23 protein-coding genes are annotated in these 22,506 nt (G+C 69.5%); 16 read left to right on the forward strand and 7 right to left on the reverse strand.

Annotated elements, in window-relative coordinates; genetic code table 11:
* Positions 1-15: 15 nt before the first annotated feature.
* The 6 genes from ACLBWJ_RS08470 to ACLBWJ_RS08495 all read left to right on the forward strand — a co-directional run bounded on the left by ACLBWJ_RS08470 (position 16) and on the right by ACLBWJ_RS08495 (position 4,865).
* Complete coding sequence (locus ACLBWJ_RS08470) at positions 16-456, forward strand: VOC family protein (RefSeq protein WP_269266854.1); 441 nt, start codon at positions 16-18, stop codon at positions 454-456.
* 208 nt (positions 457-664) lie between these two features.
* On the forward strand, positions 665-1,567 hold the full coding sequence (locus ACLBWJ_RS08475) for a carbohydrate ABC transporter permease (protein ID WP_404568583.1): 903 nt from the start codon (positions 665-667) through the stop codon (positions 1,565-1,567).
* Entirely contained in the window at positions 1,567-2,430 is an 864-nt protein-coding gene (locus ACLBWJ_RS08480) for a carbohydrate ABC transporter permease (RefSeq protein ID WP_023953243.1), read from the forward strand. Before ACLBWJ_RS08475 ends, ACLBWJ_RS08480 begins: the two co-directional genes overlap by 1 nt.
* Before the next feature lie 38 nt (positions 2,431-2,468).
* Complete coding sequence (locus ACLBWJ_RS08485; protein WP_274178080.1) at positions 2,469-3,830, forward strand: ABC transporter substrate-binding protein; 1,362 nt, start codon at positions 2,469-2,471, stop codon at positions 3,828-3,830.
* Between the two features lie 39 nt (positions 3,831-3,869).
* A complete protein-coding gene (locus ACLBWJ_RS08490; protein ID WP_114588899.1) occupies positions 3,870-4,262 on the forward strand; it encodes an ester cyclase in 393 nt (130 codons plus the stop codon).
* 15 nt (positions 4,263-4,277) lie between these two features.
* A complete protein-coding gene (locus ACLBWJ_RS08495) occupies positions 4,278-4,865 on the forward strand; it encodes a DUF1349 domain-containing protein (protein ID WP_282501812.1) in 588 nt (195 codons plus the stop codon).
* Here ACLBWJ_RS08495 and ACLBWJ_RS08500 read toward each other — a convergent pair.
* Complete coding sequence (locus ACLBWJ_RS08500; protein ID WP_354451628.1) at positions 4,801-5,451, reverse strand: hypothetical protein; 651 nt, start codon at positions 5,449-5,451, stop codon at positions 4,801-4,803. The genes ACLBWJ_RS08495 and ACLBWJ_RS08500 overlap by 65 nt on opposite strands.
* Before the next feature lie 43 nt (positions 5,452-5,494).
* Here ACLBWJ_RS08500 and ACLBWJ_RS08505 point away from each other — a divergent pair, with 43 nt between their 5' ends.
* From ACLBWJ_RS08505 to ACLBWJ_RS08525, 5 genes are all read left to right on the forward strand, one after another.
* Entirely contained in the window at positions 5,495-7,246 is a 1,752-nt protein-coding gene (locus ACLBWJ_RS08505; protein WP_447660113.1) for an alkaline phosphatase family protein, read from the forward strand.
* Between the two features lie 53 nt (positions 7,247-7,299).
* A complete protein-coding gene (gene purL / locus ACLBWJ_RS08510; RefSeq protein ID WP_447660114.1) occupies positions 7,300-9,621 on the forward strand; it encodes a phosphoribosylformylglycinamidine synthase subunit PurL in 2,322 nt (773 codons plus the stop codon).
* Positions 9,622-9,628: 7 nt separating this feature from the next.
* A complete protein-coding gene (locus ACLBWJ_RS08515) occupies positions 9,629-9,787 on the forward strand; it encodes a hypothetical protein (RefSeq protein WP_162815495.1) in 159 nt (52 codons plus the stop codon).
* Between the two features lie 131 nt (positions 9,788-9,918).
* Positions 9,919-10,752 carry a hypothetical protein gene (locus ACLBWJ_RS08520; RefSeq protein ID WP_274178075.1) on the forward strand — a complete coding sequence of 278 codons (834 nt, stop codon included), beginning with the start codon at positions 9,919-9,921 and terminating at the stop codon, positions 10,750-10,752.
* Between the two features lie 28 nt (positions 10,753-10,780).
* Positions 10,781-11,515 (forward strand): hypothetical protein, encoded by a 735-nt coding sequence (locus tag ACLBWJ_RS08525; RefSeq protein WP_274178074.1) that lies wholly within the window; start codon positions 10,781-10,783, stop codon positions 11,513-11,515.
* Between the two features lie 54 nt (positions 11,516-11,569).
* Here the strand turns inward: ACLBWJ_RS08525 and ACLBWJ_RS08530 are convergent, their stop codons facing one another.
* From ACLBWJ_RS08530 to ACLBWJ_RS08545, 4 genes are all read right to left on the reverse strand, one after another.
* On the reverse strand, positions 11,570-12,481 hold the full coding sequence (locus ACLBWJ_RS08530; RefSeq protein ID WP_120263833.1) for a glycine betaine ABC transporter substrate-binding protein: 912 nt from the start codon (positions 12,479-12,481) through the stop codon (positions 11,570-11,572).
* 73 nt (positions 12,482-12,554) lie between these two features.
* Positions 12,555-13,478, reverse strand: coding sequence for an ABC transporter permease (locus ACLBWJ_RS08535; RefSeq protein WP_114588893.1), 924 nt, complete (start codon positions 13,476-13,478; stop codon positions 12,555-12,557).
* Positions 13,478-14,803: a quaternary amine ABC transporter ATP-binding protein gene (locus ACLBWJ_RS08540; protein WP_447660115.1), complete on the reverse strand. Its 1,326-nt coding sequence runs from the start codon at positions 14,801-14,803 to the stop codon at positions 13,478-13,480. Before ACLBWJ_RS08540 ends, ACLBWJ_RS08535 begins: the two co-directional genes overlap by 1 nt.
* 314 nt (positions 14,804-15,117) lie before the next feature.
* On the reverse strand, positions 15,118-15,414 hold the full coding sequence (locus tag ACLBWJ_RS08545; RefSeq protein WP_023953263.1) for a chorismate mutase: 297 nt from the start codon (positions 15,412-15,414) through the stop codon (positions 15,118-15,120).
* Between the two features lie 88 nt (positions 15,415-15,502).
* Between ACLBWJ_RS08545 and ACLBWJ_RS08550 the strand changes: the two genes are divergently transcribed.
* The gene (locus ACLBWJ_RS08550; protein WP_447660116.1) at positions 15,503-16,651 is read left to right on the forward strand and encodes an AI-2E family transporter; all 1,149 of its coding nucleotides are present in this window, start codon (positions 15,503-15,505) and stop codon (positions 16,649-16,651) included.
* Positions 16,652-16,673: 22 nt separating this feature from the next.
* Here ACLBWJ_RS08550 and ACLBWJ_RS08555 read toward each other — a convergent pair whose 3' ends face one another.
* Both ACLBWJ_RS08555 and ACLBWJ_RS08560 read right to left on the reverse strand, forming a co-directional pair.
* On the reverse strand, positions 16,674-17,849 hold the full coding sequence (locus ACLBWJ_RS08555) for a lactonase family protein (RefSeq protein WP_447660117.1): 1,176 nt from the start codon (positions 17,847-17,849) through the stop codon (positions 16,674-16,676).
* Between the two features lies 1 nt (position 17,850).
* Positions 17,851-19,137 (reverse strand): adenylosuccinate synthase, encoded by a 1,287-nt coding sequence (locus ACLBWJ_RS08560; RefSeq protein ID WP_354451638.1) that lies wholly within the window; start codon positions 19,135-19,137, stop codon positions 17,851-17,853.
* 142 nt (positions 19,138-19,279) lie between these two features.
* Between ACLBWJ_RS08560 and ACLBWJ_RS08565 the strand changes: the two genes are divergently transcribed.
* The 4 genes from ACLBWJ_RS08565 (at position 19,280) to ACLBWJ_RS08580 (ending at position 22,477) form a co-directional block, all read left to right on the forward strand.
* Positions 19,280-19,777: a transporter substrate-binding domain-containing protein gene (locus ACLBWJ_RS08565; RefSeq protein WP_274178069.1), complete on the forward strand. Its 498-nt coding sequence runs from the start codon at positions 19,280-19,282 to the stop codon at positions 19,775-19,777.
* Positions 19,774-20,754 carry a cation diffusion facilitator family transporter gene (locus ACLBWJ_RS08570; protein WP_354451640.1) on the forward strand — a complete coding sequence of 327 codons (981 nt, stop codon included), beginning with the start codon at positions 19,774-19,776 and terminating at the stop codon, positions 20,752-20,754. Before ACLBWJ_RS08565 ends, ACLBWJ_RS08570 begins: the two co-directional genes overlap by 4 nt.
* 98 nt (positions 20,755-20,852) lie before the next feature.
* A complete protein-coding gene (locus tag ACLBWJ_RS08575; protein ID WP_447660118.1) occupies positions 20,853-21,917 on the forward strand; it encodes a hypothetical protein in 1,065 nt (354 codons plus the stop codon).
* Entirely contained in the window at positions 21,914-22,477 is a 564-nt protein-coding gene (locus ACLBWJ_RS08580) for a dihydrofolate reductase family protein (protein ID WP_447660119.1), read from the forward strand. The genes ACLBWJ_RS08575 and ACLBWJ_RS08580 overlap by 4 nt, the downstream gene beginning before the upstream one ends.
* Positions 22,478-22,506: the final 29 nt, after the last annotated feature.

Here is a 22,506-nt window from a genome sequence, read left to right on the forward strand (position 1 = left end):
ATGAGACTGGGAGCCATGGCAGGTTTCCATCACGTCGAGCTCTGGGTCAGCGACATCGAGAGCGCACGCTCCGACTGGGGCTGGCTGCTCCGGCGGGTCGGCTTCGACCTCGAGAGCACGTGGCCGCAGGGCGAGTCGTGGGCGGGGGGCGGGGCCTACTTGACGCTCACCACCTCGCCGAACACGGTCGGCACCGAGCACGACCGTCGGCGCCCGGGGCTGAACCACTTGGCCTTCCACGGCGGCTCCCCCGCCGAGGTCGACGCGATCATGGCCGACGCCCCGACCGCAGGATGGATGCCGCTGTACCAGGAGCGGTACCCGCACGCCGGCGGCCCGCAGCACTACGCGGGCTGGCTCGAGAACGCGGCGGGCTTCAAGGTCGAGGTCGTCGCGACAGGGACCAGCTTCGTCGCGGAGATGAACCAGCACGCAGGCATCTCCTCGTCGCTGTGACCACGCCAGCCTGATCGGGGCTGCCCGGCGAGCACTGCCCGAGGGATGCCGCCGTGTCAAGCCACTGGGGAACCGCTTCTCGCTTCTTCTAGCTTCGGCCCCACAGGACGGCATCCATCAGGTCCTGCGGGTTCGAGGCCTGGAGGACGACATAAGCAGTACCGCTCGCGCGCGACCGACGACGGTCGGCGCCACACGGCCGGGGCGCATCCGGCAGAAGTACAACAAGCGCGAAGCGCTCGCGGGCTACCTCTTCCTGACGCCGTGGATCATCGGCTTCCTCGTCTTCACCGTCGGGGCGATGATCTACAGCCTGTACATCTCGTTCAGCAGCTACAACCTCGCCACGAACTCGTCACGCCCCATCGGCTTCGACAACTACGCCCGGCTGTTCGAAGACCCCCGCGTTGCCGTATCCCTGGCCAACACGCTGTTCTACGCCGTCATGGCCGTGCCGCTCGAGATCATGTTCGCGCTCGTGCTCGCGCTGCTGCTGAACCGGATGGGTCGCGGCGCGGGGATCTTCCGCACGCTCTACTACCTGCCGAAGATGACGCCGGCCGTCGCGACGGCCGCGGTCTTCTTCCTCCTGCTCAACGGCAACTCCGGCGCGATCAACCAGGGGCTCGCCGCCATCGGCATCCAGGGTCCCCAATGGCTCGTCGACCCGGCGTGGGTGAAACCCAGCATCGTGATCATGGCGCTGTGGACCGTCAGCGGCACGATGGTGGTCTTCCTCGCCGCGCTGAAGAACGTCCCCGTCGAGTTGTACGAGGTGGCATCCCTCGACGGCGCCGGCCCGGTGCGGAAGTTCTTCTCCATCACGCTGCCGATGATCTCGGGCGCGATGTTCTTCAACGTCATCGTGCTGTCGATCGCAGCCTTCCAGGTCTTCGACCAGGCGTATCTGCTCTTCTGGCGGGATCAGAGCAACGCGTCGCCCGAGGCGTCGCTGTTCTACGCCATCTATCTGTTCCAGCAGGCGTTCCGGCAGTTCAACTTCGGGTTCGCGGCGGCCATGGCCTGGCTGCTGTTCGTCATCATCATGGCCGTCACGGTCATCCAGGTGAAGTTCGGCAACCGCTTCGTCTACTACGAGGGCGACCGCTGATGGCGACGAGGTTCCGCACCCCGAAGACCGTCGCCGGCCGCGTCACGCTCGCCGCCATCTCGACCGGCTTCGCCCTGCTGTTCCTGTACCCGTTCGCGTGGCTGCTCGCGGCGAGCTTCAAGCCCCGCGGCGAGGTGTTCGACAACCGCCTCATCCCGCAGACCTTCGTGCCCGAGAACTACGCCGAGGTGTGGAACCAGCTCCCCCTGCTCAGCTGGATGTTCAACAGCGTCGCGATCGCGCTGCTGGCGGCGACGGCGGTGTCGATCTCGAGCTCGATCGTCGCGTTCGGGTTCGCCTACTTCTCCTTCCCCGGACGCAAGCTCCTGTTCGGACTGGTGCTCGCCACGATGATGCTCCCCGGCGCCGTGACGATGATCCCGGTCTACCTGATCTGGAAAGAGACGGGCCTGCTCGGCACCTGGGTCCCGCTATGGGGCGCGAACCTTTTCGGGTCGGCGTTCTACATCTTCCTGCAGCGCCAGTTCTTCCTCGGCCTGCCGCGCGAGCTCTTCGAGGCGGCGCGCATCGACGGCGCCAGCTACTGGGGGCTCTTCTGGCGCATCGCGATGCCGTTGTCGGTGCCCTCGTTCGTGATCGTGTTCCTGTTCGAGTTCCAGGCGAGCTGGAACAACCTGCAGTCCGCGCTCATCTACCTCAACGCCGGCTCGGTCGACGAGTTCACCGCACCGCTCGGCATCGCCTACGCGATGACCAAGTACAGCCCTACCGCCGGCGGCCAGGGCGACTACCAGTACGTGATGGTGGCCTCGCTCATCGTCACGCTGCCCATGCTCATCCTCTTCGCCTTCGGGCAGCGCTACTTCATCGAAGGCGTCGCCACCCAGGGCCGCAAGGGATGATCCGCGTGCTCGCGCGGGACCACGACAGGAGGAATCACATGCGCAATCGACTGATCGGAACGACCGCGGTGGCCGCGGCATCCGTCATCGTGCTGGCGGGATGCAGCAACGACGCCGGCACCGCGGAAGACGTCGACTTCTCGGCGACGCCCACCGGAACCCTCGCGGCGTGGGGCTTCGAAAACGCCGACGACGTCGGCACCGCGCGACTCGACTATGCGGCGGAGCAGCTGTCGGATGTCGAGGTGCAGCTGGATGCCACGGCCTTCGACTCGCAGAAGTTCACGACCCGCATCGCGAGCGGCGACGTGCCCGACGTCGTGCAGATGGATCGCCGCTACGTCACGCAGTACGCGGCACAGGGCCTCATCATGCCCCTCGACAGCTGCTTCGAGGCACAGGACGTCGACGCGGACGACCGGTGGTACGAGTCGGTCGTCGACGACGTGCGCTACGAGGATCAGGTGTGGGGTGCGCCGCAGTTCTACCAGCCACCGGCCATCATCCTCAACAAGCGGGTGATGGACGCCGCGGGCGTGACGGCGGACGAGATCGACACCTCGCAGCCCGACGTCTTGCTGGCCGCCATCGAGAAGATGTACCAGGAATCCGGCGGCGTTCCGACGCGGCTGGGCCTCGACCCGGTGTCGACCGGTCAGTCCGCGCTGTGGATCCTCGGCGCGGGCGGCCAGCTCACCGATGACGACGGCGTGCCGACCCTCGACGACCCGAGCAACCTCGCGGGCATGGAGCTGCTGCAGCGGATCAACGACGCGCAGGGCGGGTTCGCGCAGGTGAAGAGCTTCACCGACGCGTTCGACACGTTCGGCGATGCGAACCAGTACGTCACCGATCAGGTCGGTGCGCAGGTCAACGCGCAGTGGTACCCGAACGTCCTCTCGCCCTACCTCGAGCAGATCGACATCGAGGCGGTGCCGTTCCGCGACAGCGACGGTGAGCCGTTCTCGGTGTCCGGCGGCCAGGCTTTCGTCATCCCGGCCGGAGCGAAGAACCCCGGCGCGGCCTGCGCGTGGGTCTCGGCTCTGACGAGCGGCGAGGCGTGGAACGCGGCGGGCGAAGCACGCGCTGCGACGCGTGCCGCCGACGGCGGCGCCAACACCGGCCTGTTCACGGGATCGCCGCAGCCCGACCAGGAGATCCGCGAGAAGTGGGTCACGCCGTCGGGCAACGAGGGTTTCGACCAGGTCGTCGCGACCTACTACGACGTGGTCGATTACGGCACCTCGTTCGGGTCCTCCCCCGCCGGGCAGGACATCCAGAACGAGCTGAACAACGCGGTGACGGCGGCCCTCCTCGGCGACAAGACCGCCGAGGAAGCGCTCGCGGACGCACAGGATGCCGCCATGCGGGCCTACGAGAACGCCGTAGCGTCGCGCTGACGGTGCGGTACCTGGTCACCACCCGCCGATAATGGGCAGGTGGAGCCGTGGGAGATGCACGCCTGGTACGCCGATTACCTGGAAGCCTGCAACCGCCACGACCTCGACGCCATTCGCTCGTTCATCGACCCGAACGTCCGGCGAGCGCACCTGCCGGGCGGAGCCGACGCCTGGATGACCGACGTCGTCGAGGTGCTCGATGCCTTTCCCGATTGGCAGGTGCGCCGCATCCAGCTCGTCGTGGAGGACGACCGCATCGCCGCGCATGTGCGCGCCAGCGGCACGCACACCGGCCCGTTCCGCGGTATCCGGCCCACCCGACGTCACGTCAATGTCGCGGAGTTCGAATTCCTGCGGCTGACGGGAGGGCGAATCACCGATTTCGCCGGCACCACCGACCACGCCGCCCTGCTGGCCCAGCTGCGCGACTGACCCGAGAGGAATCGCATGACCGACATCGACTGGTCCGCGGGCTCGTGGACGAACGAGCCCGCCGAGACGGCGCTCGACGGCGACGACCTGTTCGTCACGGCACGCGAGGGGAGCGATGCCTGGCGCGTGACGTCGTATGGGTTCGTCCACGACGACGAACACGCTCTGCTCGCCCCGATGCAGCCCGACACCGCCGTCGAAGTGGCGTTCGTCCTCGACTTCGCCGCGCAGTTCGATCAGGCAGGCGTCTTCCTGCGCGTCGACGACGAGACGTGGATCAAGGCCGGGATCGAGCACAGCGACGGCGCCGACAGTCTGGGCGCGGTGGTGACCCGCGGGATGTCGGACTGGTCGCTCTCGCCCGTTGCCGACTGGGCTGGTCGCGTCGTCACCGTGCGCGCGAGCAGGTCGGGCGACGCCGTCACGATCAGGGCCCGCGTCGACGAGGAGGACTGGCGGCTCGTCCGGGTGGCGCCGCTCGATCCTCGGGCGGAGGTCGCGGCCGGGCCGTTCTGCTGCGCGCCGACGCGCGCCGGTCTCACGGTTCGATTCGTGTCGTGGCGGAGCGTACCCGCCGACGCGTCGCTGCATCCCGACCACTGAAGCGCCGACGCGCCCACCGGTCGACGCCAGCCGCCGCCCACACCGCGGCCAGCCCTCCGACGACGACGATGCCCTGCATCGCCAGCGCGTAGCCGCCGCTCGTGGCGTTCGCCTCGACCAGCCGCGGACCGACGATGGGCGGCACGAGCGCGACGACGACGACGACCCACGACAGCGGGTGCCGCCCCCGTGCGATCACCCAGCCGCCCACCCCGGCGAGCAGCGCGATGAACCCCTGATTGAGCACGACCTCCCACAGCGGATCGAGGTGCGCGAGGTGGCCCGCACCGCGCAGCAACCCGAAGGTGGCCCACAGGAACAGCGCGACGCACGCGAGGGTCACGCCGCCCAGACGACGCATCGGCGAGGTGGGCAGCACGGCGAGCGCGGCGACGAGGGTCGCGACCACGAGCACGAACTGGAGCGTGTCGACGTACGGCATGTCGTTGGTGATGGTGCCGGCGTACATCTCGGCCTGCACGATCGCGGAGAAGTCGGAAGCGACGGCGAGGTAGGTCGCGAACATCGCCGCGACGATCGCGGCACCGTACCGGGCTCCTCGATCGAAACGCAGGCCGTCATCCATGGTGTGAGAGTAGCCTGATCGCCGAGGACCGAGGGAGGGACCCATGGCCGACGCGGATCGCGATGAGACCGACGCCTCCTGGGCCAGCCGACGCCCGTCGCGCCGCGACTTCCTCCGCCGCGCGGGCCTGGGAGCCGCGGGCCTCGCGATCGGGGGCTCAGCCGGTGCCGCGGTGACGGCGGCGATGACCGCGCACCCGCCCGAGTTCGCGCCCCTCGCGGCGCGCAGCGTTGCCGGGTTCGACCACGTCGTGGTGCTCATGTTCGAGAACCGCAGCTTCGACAACCTGCTCGGCCACCTCTACACGGCCGATGAGAAGAGCGCGGCCGAGTTCGACGGCATCCTGCAGGGCGACTACGCCAACACCGCACCCGACGGCACGGCCGTGCCCGCGCACGTATACACGGGCGCGACCGACCACATCATGCAGCAGCCGCAGCCCGACCCCGGCGAGACCTACCCCCACGTCAACACCCAGCTGTTCGGGACGATCGACCCGCCCGCCAACGCCGACATCGCCCGCAGCGGACTGCAGCCGCCGTACAACGCACCCGCCGCCGGGAGCGCACCGCGTAACGACGGCTTCGTGCACGACTACATCGTCAACTACCGCCTCGCCAAGAAGCGCGAGCCGACCGCTGATGAGTACACGACGGCGATGGGCGGCTTCGCGCCCGAGATGCTGCCGGTGGTGTCGACCCTCGCCCGCGAGTTCGCGGTCTACGACCGCTGGTTCGCCGGGGTGCCGTCGCAGACGTTCTGCAACCGCAGCTTCTTCCACGCCTCGACCTCGCACGGCTACGTCGTCAACCACACCGGCGACAACTACGACAAGTGGATCGACGCCCCCGCGGCACCCACGATCTTCAACCGGCTCGAAGACGCCGGCCTGTCGTGGCGCGTCTACTACGACGCGACGCAGCTCGTCTCGCTCACCGGCATGCTCCACGCGCCCGTGCTCGAGCGCTACTGGAAGACGAACTTCCGCGTCATGGAGCAGTTCTACGAGGATGCCGCGAACGGCGAGCTGCCCGACTACGCGTTCATCGAGCCGCGGATGGTCTTCAACCACAACGACATGCACCCGCCATGGGGCGCGACCCGCGAGGGCGAGCTCGAGTTGCCCGACGGCAGCCGCATCCGCATCGCCAACAGCGCCGACAGCGACGTCCGCGCCGGCGACAAGCTCGCGCAGGACGTCTACGACGCGATCCGCACGAGTGCGTCGACCTCCGGCTCGAACGCCATGAACACCGCGCTCGTCATCACCTTCGACGAGCACGGCGGCACCTTCGATCACGTCGCCCCGCCGTCGGCAGCGCCGCCCGACGCGAGCGGTCCCGGCGAGATGGGCTTCACGTTCGATCGCCTCGGTCTCCGGGTGCCGGCCATCGTGGTGAGCGCTTACACCGCGGCCGGAACCGTGATCCACGACGAGATGCACCACGGCTCGGTGACCAACACCCTGTGCCGGCTGCACGGGCTGCGGCCGCTCAACGTCCGCGACGAGACCGCCAACCCGATCTTCAACGCGGTCAACCTCACGACGCCGCGCCAGCCCTACACCTGGCCGCAGCCGCAGTCGCTGTATGTGCCGCCGAACCCCGAGAAGGGGACGACAAAGGCCCCGGACGAGAAGCACCACAAGCGCCCGCTCACCCCGCCGGCGCGCGGGCTGCTCGGGCTCCTGGCCGCCCGATTCGACCCCGGCAGCACGTTGCCCTCCACATACGGGGAGGCCTACGACGCCCTGGTCGAGCACGGCACCGGCCTCTTCGGCGCGTACAACCCCTGACCCCCCAACTAGACTGATCGCGTCCGGCATCCCGAGTCCTGGAGTCCAGCCGCGTGAGCACCCCTGTCGCAGATACCGTCGAGAACGCCACCGCCACTCCGGAGCGTGAGCAGCCCTACGGAGCCCTGGGCCTCAAGCCCGACGAATACGCGAAGATCCGCGAGATCCTCGGCCGCCGCCCCACCTCGGGCGAGCTGGCGATGTACTCGGTCATGTGGAGCGAGCACTGCTCCTACAAGTCGAGCAAGAACTACCTGCGCCGCTTCGGCCAGAAGGTCTCCGACGAGATGAAGACCCGCCTCATGGTGGGCATGGGCCAGAACGCGGGCGTCGTCGACGTCGGCGAGGGCTGGGCGGTGACCTTCAAGGTCGAGTCGCACAACCACCCGAGCTACATCGAGCCGTTCCAGGGCGCCGCGACCGGTGTCGGCGGCATCGTCCGCGACATCATCTCGATGGGCGCGCGTCCCGTCGCCGTCATGGACCAGCTGCGCTTCGGCGCCATCGACCACCCCGACACCGCTCGCGTGGTGCACGGCGTCGTGAGCGGCATCTCGTTCTACGGCAACTGCCTGGGCCTGCCGAACATCGGCGGCGAGACGGTCTTCGACTCGGTCTACCAGGGCAACCCGCTCGTCAACGCCCTCGCGGTGGGCGTCATGCGCCACGAGGACATCAAGCTGGCCAACGCCACCGGCGCCGGCAACAAGGTCGTGCTGTTCGGCGCGCGCACGGGCGGCGACGGCATCGGCGGCGCCTCGATCCTGGCCTCCGACACCTTCGCCGACGGCGGGCCCACCAAGCGCCCCGCCGTGCAGGTCGGTGACCCGTTCGCCGAGAAGGTGCTGATCGAGTGCTGCCTCGAGCTGTACGCGGGCGAACTCGTCGAGGCGATCCAGGACCTCGGCGCCGCGGGCATCTCGTGCGCCACGAGCGAGCTCGCCGCGAACGGCGGCTCGGGTATGCGCGTCGACCTCGAGAACGTGCTGCTGCGCGACCCCTCGCTCACGCCCGAGGAGATCCTCATGAGCGAGAGCCAGGAGCGCATGATGGCGATCGTCGCCCCCGAGAAGCTCGATGCGTTCCTCGCCGTCGTCGGCAAGTGGGATGTCGAGACGAGCGTGCTCGGCGAGGTGACCGGCGACGGCCGCCTGCAGATCTTCTGGCACGGCGAGCAGATCGTCGACGTCGACCCCTCGACCGTCGCGGTCGACGGCCCGGTCTACGACCGCCCGGTCGCCTACCCGACCTGGATCGACGGCCTGCAGGCCGACTCGGCGGCATCCCTGCCCCGCGCCACCGATGGCGACGCACTGCGCGAACAGTTCCTCCAGCTCGTGGCGAGCCCGAACCTCGCCGACACGTCGTGGATCACCAACCAGTACGACTACTACGTGCTGGGCAACACCGCCCTGAGCTTCCCCGACGACGCCGGCATGATCCGCGTCGACGAAGAGTCGGGCCTCGGCTTCGCGATCGCGACCGACTGCAACGGCCGCTACTGCCAGCTCGACCCGTACGCCGGCGCCCAGCTCGCCCTCGCCGAGGCGTACCGCAACGTCGCCGTCACCGGCGCGAACCCCACCGCAGTCACCGACTGCCTCAACTTCGGCAGCCCCGAGAACCCCGAGGTGATGTGGCAGTTCGGTCAGGCCGTCGACGGCCTCTCCGACGCCTGCCTCGAGCTCGGCGTGCCCGTCACGGGCGGCAACGTCTCGTTCTACAACCAGACCGGCGACCAGCCGATCTTCCCGACCCCGGTGGTCGGTGTGCTCGGCATCGTCGACGATGTCGCCCGCCGCATCCCGTCGGGCTGGCAGGACGCCGGCGAAAACATATACCTGCTCGGCACGACCGCCGAGGAGCTCGACGGCTCGGCGTGGGCCGACACCATCCACGGCCACCTCGGCGGACGGCCCCCGAAGGTCGACCTCGCCGCCGAGAAGCGTCTGGCCGGCCTCATCCAGGCCGCCTCGCAGCAGGGACTCATCTCGGCCGCGCACGACCTGTCGACCGGCGGCCTCGGCCAGGCTCTCGCCGAGGCGACGACGCGCTTCGGCGTCGGCGCCCGCGTCTGGCTGAGCGAGATCGTCGAGCGCGACGGCGTCGACGTCGCGACCGCGCTGTTCAGCGAGTCAACCGGCCGCGTGATCGTGTCGGTCCCGCGCGAGGAGGACGTCAAGTTCCGCGGGCTCTGCGAGGGCCGCAATTACCCCGTCATCCGCATCGGTGTGACGGATGCTGCCGAGGGCGTCGAGTCCGTGCTCGACGTCCAGGGTCTGTTCTCGGTGCCCGTCGCCGAGATCCGCGCCACGTCGCGCGCGACGCTGCCCGCCGCCTTCGGCGAGATCGTCGACGAGGTGCCGACGTCATGAGCGCGTCATGAGCGGGCGCGACCTGACGCCGCCGGGTGAGGACGACGAGTACGCCGGCTTCGCGCGCGGACGCTCGCGTCGCATGCGCGTGACCGCGTGGGTCGCGATCGTCTCGCTCATCCTCGTCGGCGGCGGCTCCACCGTCTTCGCGCTGCTCTTCGGCTGATACAGCTGCAGGACTCGTGGGGCTGCTGTGGCCTCACAGCCGGTTCGACCGCGCACCAGCACCACCGATCCGACAGGTGTATCCCCAGCCGGGACGAAGACGGGACTCGGCGAGGTGCGTAGGCTGAAGGGGTGGATCCGATCCTCATGCTCGCGGCCGAGTGGTGGTGGATCGCGCCGGCGGGAGCCAGCGCGGGCGCCCTCGGCTGGGCCGGCCTGCGCCGGGGACGACCGTCGCAGCGTCGCCTCGAGCTCGATGCCGCGCAGCTCGACCTGCGCCGGGCGCAACAGGCTGTGACGCACGCTCGCGCGCAGCTGAAGGTGGCCCGCGCGGAACTGATGCGCGCCCAGGCCGAGAAGGCGACCCCGCGCGCGACAGCCGGAGCGGTGCCGGAGGCCCGTCGCCGCCTGCAGATCGCTGAGCGTCAGGCGCGCGCCGCCGTGGCCGAGCTGAAGGCGCGCCGCGCGGGCGTGCAGGCGGCGCGAGCGATGATGCCGACCTCGCGCAAGGAGGTCGACCGGATGCCGCTGGCCCGGCTGATGGCCGAGCACGACGTGCTTCTGGCGCGGTGGATGGACTACGAGACGGATGCCGCGAAGGCGATCGGGTTCCCCATGATGCTCGATGCCCGCTGGCCGCCGATGGACCTCTTCCTTCGCGAGCACCAGCAGGCGTCGTGGCTGCGACCCGCCTCGCGCGATGTCCGCATGTCCCCGGCCGATTACAGCGCCTACCGCGAAGCGGTCCGTCGGGCGACCCAGGCGTTCGACGCCGCGGAGCGCGCCGCCCGGCAGGGCACGCCGCGCGAGCTGCCCGAGCCCGACGACCGTCCGGCCGATTGGGCGGAGGTCGCGCAGGACCTTCTCGACAACGCCCAGCGCGCCATCACCCGGTCGACCGAGATGTGGAACCGGATGCGGCGCGATCGCCCCGACCGCCCCCGGCGTCCCTCATCACCCGAGTGACACAGCGCCCCGGGGCTAGCATGGCGGTGTGGATGGATTCTGGTCCGGACTGTGGCAGTTCGCCGGCAACTACTGGTGGCTGATCTTCATCATCGGACCCGCAGCCGGCGGCGCGGCGAAGGCTCTCGAACAGTCCGCGCGGCGACGGCACAAGCGCCGTCTCGAGATCATCCGCGCCAAGGCCGAGGCGAAGAGCATCGTGCGCTCCGGTGCCGTCCGAGCCGGCGACGCGTCGCCGGTCGCCGCGGATGACGAACAGCTGAGCACCGGCGCTCGCCTGCAACAGCTCTTCGACGCCCATGACGACCTGACGCACCGCTGGCTCGAGTACGAACTCGATGTCGCGAAGCTCATCGCCTTCCCGGCCATGAGCGACGGACGGCAACCGCTCACCGCCGCGTTCCTGCGCGCGAAGAAGGTCGCTGACGGCCTGCGCCCACCGACGACGTCGGCGCGCATCGGTTCCGCCGACCTGACGGCCTACCGCGATGCGCTCACCGACGCCGAGGTCGCCTTCGACGTCGCGGAACGCGACGCCCGCCGTCAGCGCGATCGGGCCTTCAGCGAGCCGGAGCGCCGCCGACTCGACACGGCCAAGCGTCTGCTCAACGTCGCGGTGGACGAAGCTGCCACGCCCGCCGAGCGCCGAACGGCGTACGAGCGCGTGCGAGCCGAGCTCGACGGGCTCATCGCGGTGTCGGATGCCGCGATGGAGCGTCTGGCCGAGAAAGCTGCCCTGCAGCTGCCGCCGACGGCATCCTGACGCACGAAACCCCCCGGGGAGGCCCCGGGGGGTTTCGTTGTCCGTCAGACGGGATCAGCTGGTCTGGAGGCCGTCGACCTGGCTGCCGTACTCCTCGAGCCAGGCGGTGATCGCCTCGGCTTCCTTGCCCTCGCCGTACTGGTTGACGACCATGTCCTCGAGCGCCGCGTACTGCTCGTCGTCCAGCTTGATCTTTCCGATCAGCTCAGCCGCCTCGGGGTGCTCGTCGGCGAAGCCGGACGTGGCGAGGAAGTGCAGCGCCTCGGTGTCGCCCATCGCACCGCGCGGGTCTTCGAGGTCCTTGAGGCCGTAGCGTTCGTTGGCCCAGAACGGACGCCACGAGGTCACGACGATGTCGCGCTGCGCCGCGATCGCGGTGTCGAGCTCGGTGAGCATCGCCGCGGTCGACGAGGTGACGAGCTCGTACGTGCCGTCGAGGCCGTACTCGGGGATCATCGACTCCTGCGTCTGCTTGGTCAGACCCGCGCCCGGCTCGATGCCGTAGATCTGGCCGCCGAAGCGGTCGGCGTTGGCGGCGAGGTCCTCGATCGAGGTGATGTCGACGTACTCGGGCACCGCGATCGTGAGCTTGGCGTTGTCGTAGTACGCGCCGAGGTCGTCGATCTGGTCGCCGTAGCGCTCCATGTACGAGGCGTGGGTGAGCTCGGGCCAGGCCGACGGGTAGATGTCGACGTCGCCCTGCGCGAGACCGGCGTAGAGCGGGCCCGCCTCGGTGAGCTCCTGCATCTCGACGGTGTAGCCGAGCTGCTCGAGCTGGTTCTCGAGCAGGTACGCGGTGCTGAGGCCGTCGGTCCACGAGGGCAGGTAGCCCAGCGTGATGGTTCCCTTGCTGTCGCCGTTCTCGCCAGAGCCGCCTTCGGCCTGGTTACCGCTCGCGCAGCCGGCCAGGGCGAGGGATGCCGCGGCGCCGAGCGCCACGATCCCGGTGAGGTGTCGCTTGTTCATCGTGTGCCTTCCGTATGGATTCATTTCGTTCCGTATGGGTGGTGCAGGGAGGATACGTTCGGATGCCGCGGGGTCAGGCGGCGGGGGCGAGCTCGCGCTTCTCCGCGGCAGTGGCGGCGGCCGCGGCTGTCCGGCGACGGCCGATCACGCCGAGGATCGACCCCTTCTGGCCCTTCATGTCGCCGAGGGCGGAGGTCAGGCGATCGAGGTAGATCGCGAGGATGACGACGCTGAGGCCCGCCTCGACACCGGTGCCGATGTTGACGGTCGACATCGCCTGGACGATCTCCTTGCCGAGCCCGGGCGCACCGGCGATACCGGCGATGACGGCCATCGAGAGCGCGAGCATGATCACCTGGTTGACGCCGGTCATGATCGTCGGCATGGCGAGCGGCAGCTGCACGCCGCGCAGGATCTGCCCCGGCGTGGCGCCGAATGCGTGCCCGGCCTCGACCGTCTCGGAATCGACGCTGCGGATACCGAGCTCGGTCAGGCGCACGCCCGGGGGAAGCGCGAAGATCACGGTCGCGACCAGACCCGGTACGAAGCCGATGCTGAAGAACACGATCGCGGGGATCAGGTACACGAACCCGGGCATCGCCTGCATGAGGTCGAGCACGGGCTTGATCACCGCGCTGAAGCGGTCGCTGCGGGCGGCGAGGATGCCGAGTGGCACAGCGATGACGACGGCGATGACCGTCGCGATGACGACGAGCGCGAGCGTCTGCATCGCGGTGACCCACTGTCCGACGCCGAGGATGATCGCGAACGAGATCGCGGTGCCGATCGCGAACTTCCACGACCGCAGGAACCAGCCGAGCAGTGCTGCGACGACGATGACGACGACGATCGGGGCGCTCAGCAGCAGGTCGGCGAGCGAGCCGACGAGCCAGCCGACGGCGGTGGAGATCGCGCCGAGCAGCCACGAGACGTTGTCGCGGATCCAGTCGACCGCGACCTCGGCCCACTGGCCGAGCGGAATGCGGAAACCATCCATCAGCGCACCTCCCCGTTCTGGAGAGCGGCGCCGTCGACGGCGGTCGCCTCCGCGAGCACCTCGTCGATCGCGGCCTGCGGCATCGGCTGCAGCGGGATCGTGATCTCCTCCGTCGCGCCGGGGCCGGGGCCGAGGGCGGCGAGCAGGGTGATGCGGGGGATGACGCCGACGAGGCGCCCGTCCGCATCGGTGACGGCGAGCGGCAGCGGCGACTCGACGGCCGGGACGAAGAGGTTCATGAGGACCTCGTCCTGGCTCACGGTCTGCGGCGCGGGCTTGATGACCGACGACAGCGCCGACTCGCCGCGGCGGACGAGCTTGACGGCGTCGCGGTCGGTGACGACACCCAGCAGCTTGCGGTCGCGGCCCACGACGTAGGCGGCCGACATGAAGGCATCCCGCATCTGCTTGAGGGCGACGCGCGGTCCGGCGGACTCGGCGACGACGGGACGCGGCCGCTCCATGACGTTCGCGGCCGTCAGCACACGGGCACGGTCGACGTCCTGCACGAACTGCTCGACGTAGTCGTTGGCCGGGTCGGTGAGGATGTCTTCGGGCGTGCCGATCTGCACGATGCGGCCGTCACGCATGACCGCGATGCGGTCGCCGAGGAACATGGCCTCGTTGAGGTCGTGCGTGATGAAGATGATCGTCTTCTGAAGCTTCTGCTGCAGTTCGAGCAGCTGCTCCTGCATCTCGCGGCGGATGAGCGGGTCGAGTGCGCTGAACGCCTCGTCCATGAGCAGGATGTCGCTGTCGGCGGCGAGCGCGCGAGCGATGCCGACACGCTGCTGCATCCCGCCGGAGAGGGCGGACGGCAACTTGTCGCCCCAGCCTTCGAGCCCGACGAGCGCGAGGATCTCCTCGGCCTTCGCGAGGCGCTCGACCTTGCCGACGCCGCGCAGTTCGAGCGGGTAGGCGACGTTCGCGGCGACGCTGCGATGGGGAAGCAGCGCGAAGTGCTGGAAGACCATCGCGATGCGCTCTCGACGGATGCTGCGCAGGCGAGCGGGGGCGACGTCGGTGATCGAGTCGCCCTTCACCGTGATCGTTCCGGCGGTGGCGTCGTGCAGCCCGTTGAGCATGCGGATCAGAGTCGACTTGCCCGAGCCGGAGAGGCCCATGATGACGAAGATCTCACCGGGCTGGACAGTGAAGGAGGCGTCGATGACGGCGGCGGTCCCGGCGTCGGCGATCTCGTTGCGCTGGGCTCCGGCCCGCAGCTTCTCGACGACGGACTTCGGGTTGCGCCCGAAGACCTTGTACAGATTCTTGGCTTCCAGAGCGGGGGAAGTCGCTTCCCCCGGAGAAGACGGACTGGTCACAGGTCACCTCGGCAGCCGGTGCAGGCTGCATCGGTTACGCCCGGGTGGCGACCTCCTGGCGCGCGTCTCGCGACGGCGTCTCGGCTGCGGATGTCGGATCCACGAGCACAGGCCGCCGACCATACGTTCGCCGGTCTGGCACCCCCAGGGTTGCCACCAGCGACCGCGGACTGGTCGGGTAGTGGCCCGCGGCGGGCCTCATCCAACGTTTCACGTTCGGGGGTCAGTCGCAAATCGGATTCGGGATTTGACCTCTGATCGGCCATTCCGATATTCGCGCGCGCACGCGCAGGTGTCGTCGAAGCGACTGAGCCTCAGTCCGCGATGTCCTCGGCCGCGATGCGGTGATGCCGGATGACCTCGGCGACGACGAACCCGAACCACTTCTGGGCGAACTCGGGGTCGAGGTCGGCCTCTTCGGCGAGACGCCGCAGGCGAGCGATCTGCCGCTCCTCCCGGCCGGGGTCGGAGGCGGGCATGCCGTGAGTCGCCTTGAGCTCACCGACCTGCTTCGTGCAGCGGAACCGCTCGGCCAGCATGAAGACGAGCGCGGCGTCGATGTTGTCGATGCTCGCCCGCAGTCGGTGGAGTTCGGTCGTGGCGTCGGTCATGGTGGCTCCTTCCCTCGCCGACCCTATCTGCTCCGCAGGCGCTCGCGACCCCACCGCGAGCCGTGAACCCCGCGCCTAGAGTGTGACCATGACGAAGCCTCGCTCGAACAGCCCAGCTCCCGCGGCGCCCTCCGCTCCGGTGGCCGGGCCGGCCACGCGTGATCAGCCCATCTGGGGCGCGCTGTCCCGGCCGTTCGCGGCCGGCTTCTTCCTGGCGCTGGGAGCCCTCGCGGCGATCGTCCTGGGGCTGGCGGTCTCCAGCCTGTCGACGGTTCTCATCTACGTCGCGATCGCACTGTTCGTCGCCCTGGCGCTCGACCCCGTGGTGCGGTTCCTCGTGCGGCGCGGCATCCCGCGCGCCTGGGGCATCGTCATCACGTTCGCCGCGCTCGCGCTCATCATCGCCGGCATCCTGTGGGTCGTCCTGCCGCCGGTCGTCCTCCAGGTCGAACAGTTCGCGAAGGACGTGCCGTCGATCGTCAACGACATGTTGCGCAGCGACACCGTGCGCTGGCTGGAGAGCACCTTCGGCGACAGCCTGAGCGACGTGCTCAACGAGGTGCAGAGCTTCGTGACCAACCCGTCGAACATCGCGGCGATCGGCGGGGGTCTGCTGCAGGTCGGCGTGAACGTCGTCACGGCCATCTCGGGTTCGATCATCGTGCTGGTGCTGAGCCTGTACTTCCTCGCATCGCTGCCCCGCATGAAGAACGCGCTCGTTCGCATCTCGCCCGCGCGTTCGCGCGCGACCGTCGCCGACATGACCCGGCAGATCACCGAGTCGATCGGTGGCTACCTCTCGGGCATGGTGGTACTCGCGCTCATGAACGCGACCTTCGCGTTCATTCTGCTGACGATCCTCGGGGTTCCGTTCGCGGCGCTGATGGCCGTGCTCGCATTCGCGATCACGCTCATCCCGCTCGTCGGAACCGTGATCTTCTGGGTGGGCGCCTCGGTCATCACGCTGCTGACGAACCCGACCGCCCCACTGCCGGCGATCATCTTCGCCGCGGCCTACCTGCTCTACATGCAGGTCGAGGCATACGTCCTGACGCCGCGCGTCATGAACCGGACGGTGTCGGTCCCGGGGTCGCTCGTGGTCATCGGAGCGCTCGTCGGCGGCACCCTGCTAGGCCTGCTGGGCGCGCTCGTCGCGATCCCGGTCACGGCGTCGATCCTGCTCATCATCAACCAGATCGTCATCCCGCGTCAGGACGCGAAGAAGCTGCCGCACTGAGCCCCGCGGTGGGGGCACGCGATCACGCGACCGGCAGGATGCAGGTCGGGCTCGGGGCCGCTACACGATGGCGCACGCGGCCGGGAACCCCGGTGCGCGGGTCGCGCGTCATCGAGACCACCTCGCTCGAGAGCTGTCCCGCGACGAGCAGGGTGTCGCGCACGACCACGTGGTGGCGCGGCCAATCGACCCCCGCATCGACGAGCGCGAGCTGCTCGAGTCGATCACCGGCACCGCGGACGCGGAGCACCCCGAGGGTGTTGCTGCCGCGGACGCCCGCGTAAACGGTCTCGCCGTCGGGTGTCATGGCGATCTCGGCCGCCGTGTCGTCGTCGAGGGCTCCGAGGAGGCCCGTCGCCGACAGCATCCGCCATTCACCGGCGCGGTCGGCGCCCAGCACGAACACCTCGCGAGAGAGCTCTGTGAGCACGTACAGGTGGCCGCTCGGGTGCCAGAGGGTGTGACGGGGGCCGCTCCCGAGCGGCAGGGCGACCTGCTGGACGAGCCGGAGCCCCCTCGGGTTGTCACGCCAGAACCGCACGAGGTCGAGACCCATGTCGGTCGTCACGATCAGACCGCCCGAAAGGTGTCGCGCCTGGTGCGAGCGCGAGGGGCGTGCGGCCTCGGCATCCTGATCGGGACCGGGATGCGGCGGCGCCGGCACGTCTGAGCCGGGCACCAGGTGCGCGAACTCGGGTCCGGCCGCCTCTCGAAGCGCCCGCGCGGCGGCGGCGAGGTCGAGGTCTTCTGCGGCCGGCTCGGCGGAGGCGTCGGGTCCGTACGGGTCGACGGCCGCTGGCGCGATCACCGGAGCCGACGGGATGCCGGCGTCGTCGAGGCTCATGCGGACGACACGTCCGTCGCTCCAGCAGCTCGCGATGAGCGATGCTCCGTCGGGCGCGACGGCCACGTGGCACACGGCCTCGCCCGCCGGGACGGGACGCCCGAGCGGCGCCCACGCGTCGGGGCCGGTGCGCCGGTAGGCCTGCACCTCGCCGCGGAACTCGAGCGCGGCGTAGACGACATCCCGGCGCGGATGGCGGGCCACCCACGACGGCGACGACGCGGCGACGACCTCGGGCCGCAGCGAGAGCTGACCGTCGGCGGTGGCGCCGTCGGGATCGCCGGCGTGCAGCAGGCCGATGCCCGCGGCCTCGCCGCCCATGTCGGCGGTGTAGCCGCCGAGCAGCAGCCGCACGTCAGTCGACGAGGTCGTGGCGGACGATCACGGCGTCGCGGGCGGGCCCGACGCCGATCACCGAGATGCGCGTGCCGCTCATCTTCTCGAGCGCCAGGACGTACTCCTGGGCCGCGGTGGGGAGATCGTCGAACGTGCGAGCCGTCGAGATGTCCTCCTTCCACCCGGGGAAGTACTCGAGGACCGGCTTGGCGTGGTGGAAGTCGGACTGGTTGACCGGCACCTCGTCGAATCGCTGGCCGTCGACGTCGTAGGCGACGCAGACCGGGATGCGGTCGAGGCCCGTGAGGATGTCGAGCTTCGTGAGCACCAGGTCGGTGATGCCGTTGATGCGCGTCGCGTAGCGCGTGATCGGGGCGTCGTACCAGCCGACGCGGCGGGGGCGGCCGGTCGTCGTGCCGAACTCGAAGCCGCGCGAGCGGAGGAAGTCGCCGTTCTCGTCGAACAGCTCGGTCGGGAACGGACCGGAGCCGACGCGCGTCGTGTACGCCTTGACGATGCCGACGATGCGGTCGAGGCGATTGGGGCCGACGCCCGATCCGGTCGCGGCGCCACCGGCGGTGGCCGACGACGAGGTGACGAAGGGGTACGTGCCGTGGTCGACGTCGAGCATGGTGGCCTGCCCTCCCTCGAAGACGACCACGTCGCCGTTGTCGAGCGCCTCGCTCAGCAGCAGGCCGGTGTCGCAGACCATCGGACGCAGGCGATCGGCGTACGAGAGCAGGTCTTCGACGATCTCGTCGGCGGTGATCGCGCGACGGTTGAAGACCTTGACCAGCAGGTGGTTCTTCTGGTCGAGGGCGCCCTCGACCTTCTGCCGCAGGATGTTCTCGTCGAACAGGTCCTGCACGCGGATGCCGACGCGGTTGATCTTGTCGGCGTAGGCCGGCCCGATGCCGCGGCCGGTGGTGCCGATCTGACGCTTGCCGAGGAAGCGCTCGGTCACCTTGTCGAGCGTGCGGTGATATTGCGTGATGAGGTGCGCGTTGGCGCTCACCTTGAGCCGGGAGATGTCGAGCCCGCGCGCCGACAGCGCCTCGAGCTCGGCGAACAGCACCTCGAGGTCGACGACGACGCCGTTGCCGATGACGGCGTTGACGCCCGGCGAGAGGATGCCGCTCGGCAGCAGGTGCAGGGCATACTTCTCGTCACCGATGACGACGGTGTGCCCGGCGTTGTTGCCGCCGTTGAACTTGACGACCCAGTCGGTGCGGTCGCCCAACAGGTCGGTGGCCTTGCCCTTGCCCTCGTCGCCCCACTGGACGCCGACGATGACGATTCCCGGCATGCGGATCTCCCTTTCTGTCGAGGAGGGATTGCACCCCATCCTATCGACACGGACGCAACCCCCTTACGGAGATCGCGGCGCGCACGCCAGGGTGATGACGCAGATCGGATGTATCGATCGAACGCGCACGGAGGAGGGTCTCATGCACCACCGGCTCGCCGCAGCGGTCGGCGCGGTCCTGTTGCTGCTGACATCGTCGTTCGCGCTCACGGGGTGCGGGCTGTCGATCCCCACCGACCCGTCGGGCACGCTCGCCACGGTCGAGGGCGGCACACTGCGGGCCGGGGTCTCCCCCGACGGTGAATGGGTGCAGGTCGACGGCGACGAACCGCAGGGCAGCGAGCCCGATGCGATCCGAGCGTTCGCCGACTCGCTCGACGCCGACGTGGAATGGACGGTCGGCTCGGAGGAGGCACTGGTGCGCGAACTCGAGGACGGCGGGCTGGACCTCATCGCGGGCGGCATCACCGACCAGACGCCCTGGACCGACAAGGCGGGAGTCACGCGCCCGTATGCCGAGGCCACGGCGAAGGACGGCAGCACGCTCAAGGTCGTCATGCTCGTGCCGCTCGGCGAGAACGCGTTCCTCTCGCGCCTCGAGACCTTCCTCTCGGAGCGGGCGAAGGCGGGCGAGCTGTGAACCGGTCGGAGGTGCGATTCGGGCAGACGGAGCTGCCGCAGCGTCAGGTCGAGGTGCTGCGTCGCGCCGTGCGGCTCGAATGGGTCACGATCGGATTCCTCGCGGTGACGGTGACCCTCGTCTTCCTCGTGCTCGGCAATTCCCAGGCGATGAAGGCGGCGTGGATCGAGGATCTGCTGTCGTTCATCCCGCCGCTGGCTTTCCTCATCGCGATCCGGGTCAACCGGCGCCGGCCGACGCTCAAGCATCCGTACGGCTATCACCGCTCGGTCGGGGTCGGCCACCTGGTGGCGGCCGTCGCCTTGACCACGATGGGCACCTACCTGATCGTCGAGTCGGCGATCGGGCTGCTGAGCGGCGAGCACCCGACGATCGGGACGGTCGAGCTGTTCGGCGCGTCGATCTGGCTCGGGTGGCTCATGATCGGCGTCATGGCGATGACCGCCGTGCCGCCCGTCCTCCTCGGGCGCGCGAAGCTCAAGCTGGCGCGCGAGCTGCACAACAAGGTGCTCTACGCGGATGCCGATATGAACAAGGCCGACTGGATGACGGCCGTCGGCTCGATCGTCGGCGTCACCGGCATCGGTCTCGGCCTCTGGTGGCTCGACTCGGCGGCGGCGCTGTTCATCGCGGCGGGCATTCTGCGCGACGGGCTGAAGAACCTGCGGGCCGCGATCGTCGACCTCATGGATGCGCGGGCGACGACCTTCGACGACGCCGAGCCGCATCCTCTCGCGGGCGAGATCGACGCGTACCTCGCCGGCCTGCCGTGGGTGTCGGCCGCGGGCAGCCGGGTGCGCGACGAGGGCCATGTGTTCCACGTCGAGTCGTTCGTCGTGCCGCGGGACGGGCGGATGCCGAGCCTCGGTGAGCTGGAGGCGGCGCGCGAAGGCTGCGTCGAGCTCGACTGGAAGGTGCAGGACATCGTGCTGGTGCCGGTGCGCGAGCTGCCGATCGTCGTGCCGGTCAGCGAGTGACGAGCTTGCGCAGCGCCAGACAGCGAGAAGATGCCGGAATCGGCGGACCAGTTTCCACCGCTGTCTGAATCCATCGGGTCACTGACAGTATCGAGTTCGTGAGGCGCGACTATCTGGGGCGTGCCGCGCTGGCGGCATCCGCGATGTTCCTGCCGGGGATCGGCAGCGTCGTCATCCTGCTGATCATGGCGACGGCCTACTCCGACGACGTGCAGGCGGCGATCGGCCTGGGCGGTTCGACCGCCGCGATCGTGACGGTCGTGGCATCTGGTTTCGTGGTCACCACCATTCGTGCACGCACGGCGGGACGCTCCCTCCAGGGCGAGCTGACGGGGGCCGTCGGGGCAGCGATGCTCCTGCTGCTCGCATCGATCGCGATCGCCTTGCTCAGCCCGGTGCTCTCCCGCTCGGACGCGGGCGGGTTCTTCGCCGCCTACTGGATCGCCACCATCCCGGCGACGGTGCTCACCCCGATCGGCTTCGTCTTCAACGGAGCGTTCCAGGCGCTGCACCGCGACGGCACGAACCTGATCACCGCGGTCACCGGGACGCTCGTGAAAGCGGCCGTCGCGGCGGTCGTCGTCGTGCTCGGCGTCTCACCGCTTGCTGCCGTCGCGGCAGTGGGGGCCACGACGTCGGTCGCGTCGATCCTGGGAGCGCTGGTACGAGGATCCCAGCTCGCGCGGGCGGACATGATCTCGTGGCCCATGTTCGCGGCGGCGACGCGCGAGCGCGCGGACGCCATGCGTCTGTCGACGGTCCAGACGAACTGCTTCGTCCTGCTCGCGGCGATCGCGGTGGCGCTCACGATCTCGCGCCTCGCTCTGCCGGTCTTCGACCAGCTCGGCTGGCTGGTCGTCGCGATGATGGCCGTGCAGCTGCTTATCGAACCGTGGGCAGGCGTCCTCTACTCGTACCGGAAGATCGCGCTGTCGACGGCGGCCGGGCTGCCCGCCCTCGTCATCGCGTACGGGGCGGTGGCCGGCCCCGGGTTGACGCTGCTCGCGGTCACGCGTTCCGGCTCGGCGGAGGCCATCTGGGCGGTCCTGCTCGCGACACGCGTCGTCTTCGCCGTCCTGTTGGCCTGGACTCCTCGCATATCGATGCCCGCAGGTCCAGACTGGCGTCGCGGCGTCATCCGCCGCAGGCGGGATGCGACATGAGACCTCTCCGGTATTCGATCAACGTGACGCTCGACGGCTGCTGCCACCACGAAGCGGGGCTGCCGCCCGACGAGGAGTCGATGGACTTCTGGACGGCGCAGATGGCGGGAGTCGATGCACTGCTCCTCGGCCGGGTGACGTACGAGATGATGGCGGCTGCCTGGCGGCGGCCGGCTTCGGGCGAGTGGCCCGAATGGATGGATGCCGCTGAGATCCGGTTCGCCGAAGCCATCGACGGCGCGCGGAAGTTCGTCGTGTCGTCGACCCTCGCGGACCCCGACTGGAACGCCGAGCTGATCTCGGGCGACCTCGAGACGGCGGTGCGGCGGCTGAAGGCCGAGCCGGGCGCCGGGCTCTGGGTCGGCGGCGTCACCCTGCCGACCGCCCTGGCGAACCTCGGCCTCATCGACGAGTTCGAGTTCCTCGTGCAGCCCGTCATCGCGGGGCGGGGACCGACCCTGCTCGCGGGCCTGCATCAGCAGATCGGACTCGAACCGGTCCAGCACACCGCCTTCCGTTCGGGAGCCGTGGCCACGCGCTACCGGCCGCGCACCTCGTGACCTGAACCCGCGACGCGAACCCCTGTTAC

It is taken from the genome of Microbacterium sp. M4A5_1d (genome assembly GCF_053345465.1).

Coding starts and splice junctions, on each gene's coding strand:
- ACLBWJ_RS08470 (WP_269266854.1), top strand. CDS start 16: ATGGCAGGTTTCCATCACGTCGAGCTCTGGGTCAGCGACATCGAGAGC.
- ACLBWJ_RS08480 (WP_023953243.1), top strand. CDS start 1,567: ATGGCGACGAGGTTCCGCACCCCGAAGACCGTCGCCGGCCGCGTCACG.
- ACLBWJ_RS08485 (WP_274178080.1), top strand. CDS start 2,469: ATGCGCAATCGACTGATCGGAACGACCGCGGTGGCCGCGGCATCCGTC.
- ACLBWJ_RS08495 (WP_282501812.1), top strand. CDS start 4,278: ATGACCGACATCGACTGGTCCGCGGGCTCGTGGACGAACGAGCCCGCC.
- ACLBWJ_RS08500 (WP_354451628.1), bottom strand. CDS start 5,451: ATGGATGACGGCCTGCGTTTCGATCGAGGAGCCCGGTACGGTGCCGCG.
- ACLBWJ_RS08505 (WP_447660113.1), top strand. CDS start 5,495: ATGGCCGACGCGGATCGCGATGAGACCGACGCCTCCTGGGCCAGCCGA.
- ACLBWJ_RS08515 (WP_162815495.1), top strand. CDS start 9,629: ATGAGCGGGCGCGACCTGACGCCGCCGGGTGAGGACGACGAGTACGCC.
- ACLBWJ_RS08530 (WP_120263833.1), bottom strand. CDS start 12,481: ATGAACAAGCGACACCTCACCGGGATCGTGGCGCTCGGCGCCGCGGCA.
- ACLBWJ_RS08535 (WP_114588893.1), bottom strand. CDS start 13,478: ATGGATGGTTTCCGCATTCCGCTCGGCCAGTGGGCCGAGGTCGCGGTC.
- ACLBWJ_RS08545 (WP_023953263.1), bottom strand. CDS start 15,414: ATGACCGACGCCACGACCGAACTCCACCGACTGCGGGCGAGCATCGAC.
- ACLBWJ_RS08550 (WP_447660116.1), top strand. CDS start 15,503: ATGACGAAGCCTCGCTCGAACAGCCCAGCTCCCGCGGCGCCCTCCGCT.
- ACLBWJ_RS08560 (WP_354451638.1), bottom strand. CDS start 19,137: ATGCCGGGAATCGTCATCGTCGGCGTCCAGTGGGGCGACGAGGGCAAG.
- ACLBWJ_RS08565 (WP_274178069.1), top strand. CDS start 19,280: ATGCACCACCGGCTCGCCGCAGCGGTCGGCGCGGTCCTGTTGCTGCTG.
- ACLBWJ_RS08580 (WP_447660119.1), top strand. CDS start 21,914: ATGAGACCTCTCCGGTATTCGATCAACGTGACGCTCGACGGCTGCTGC.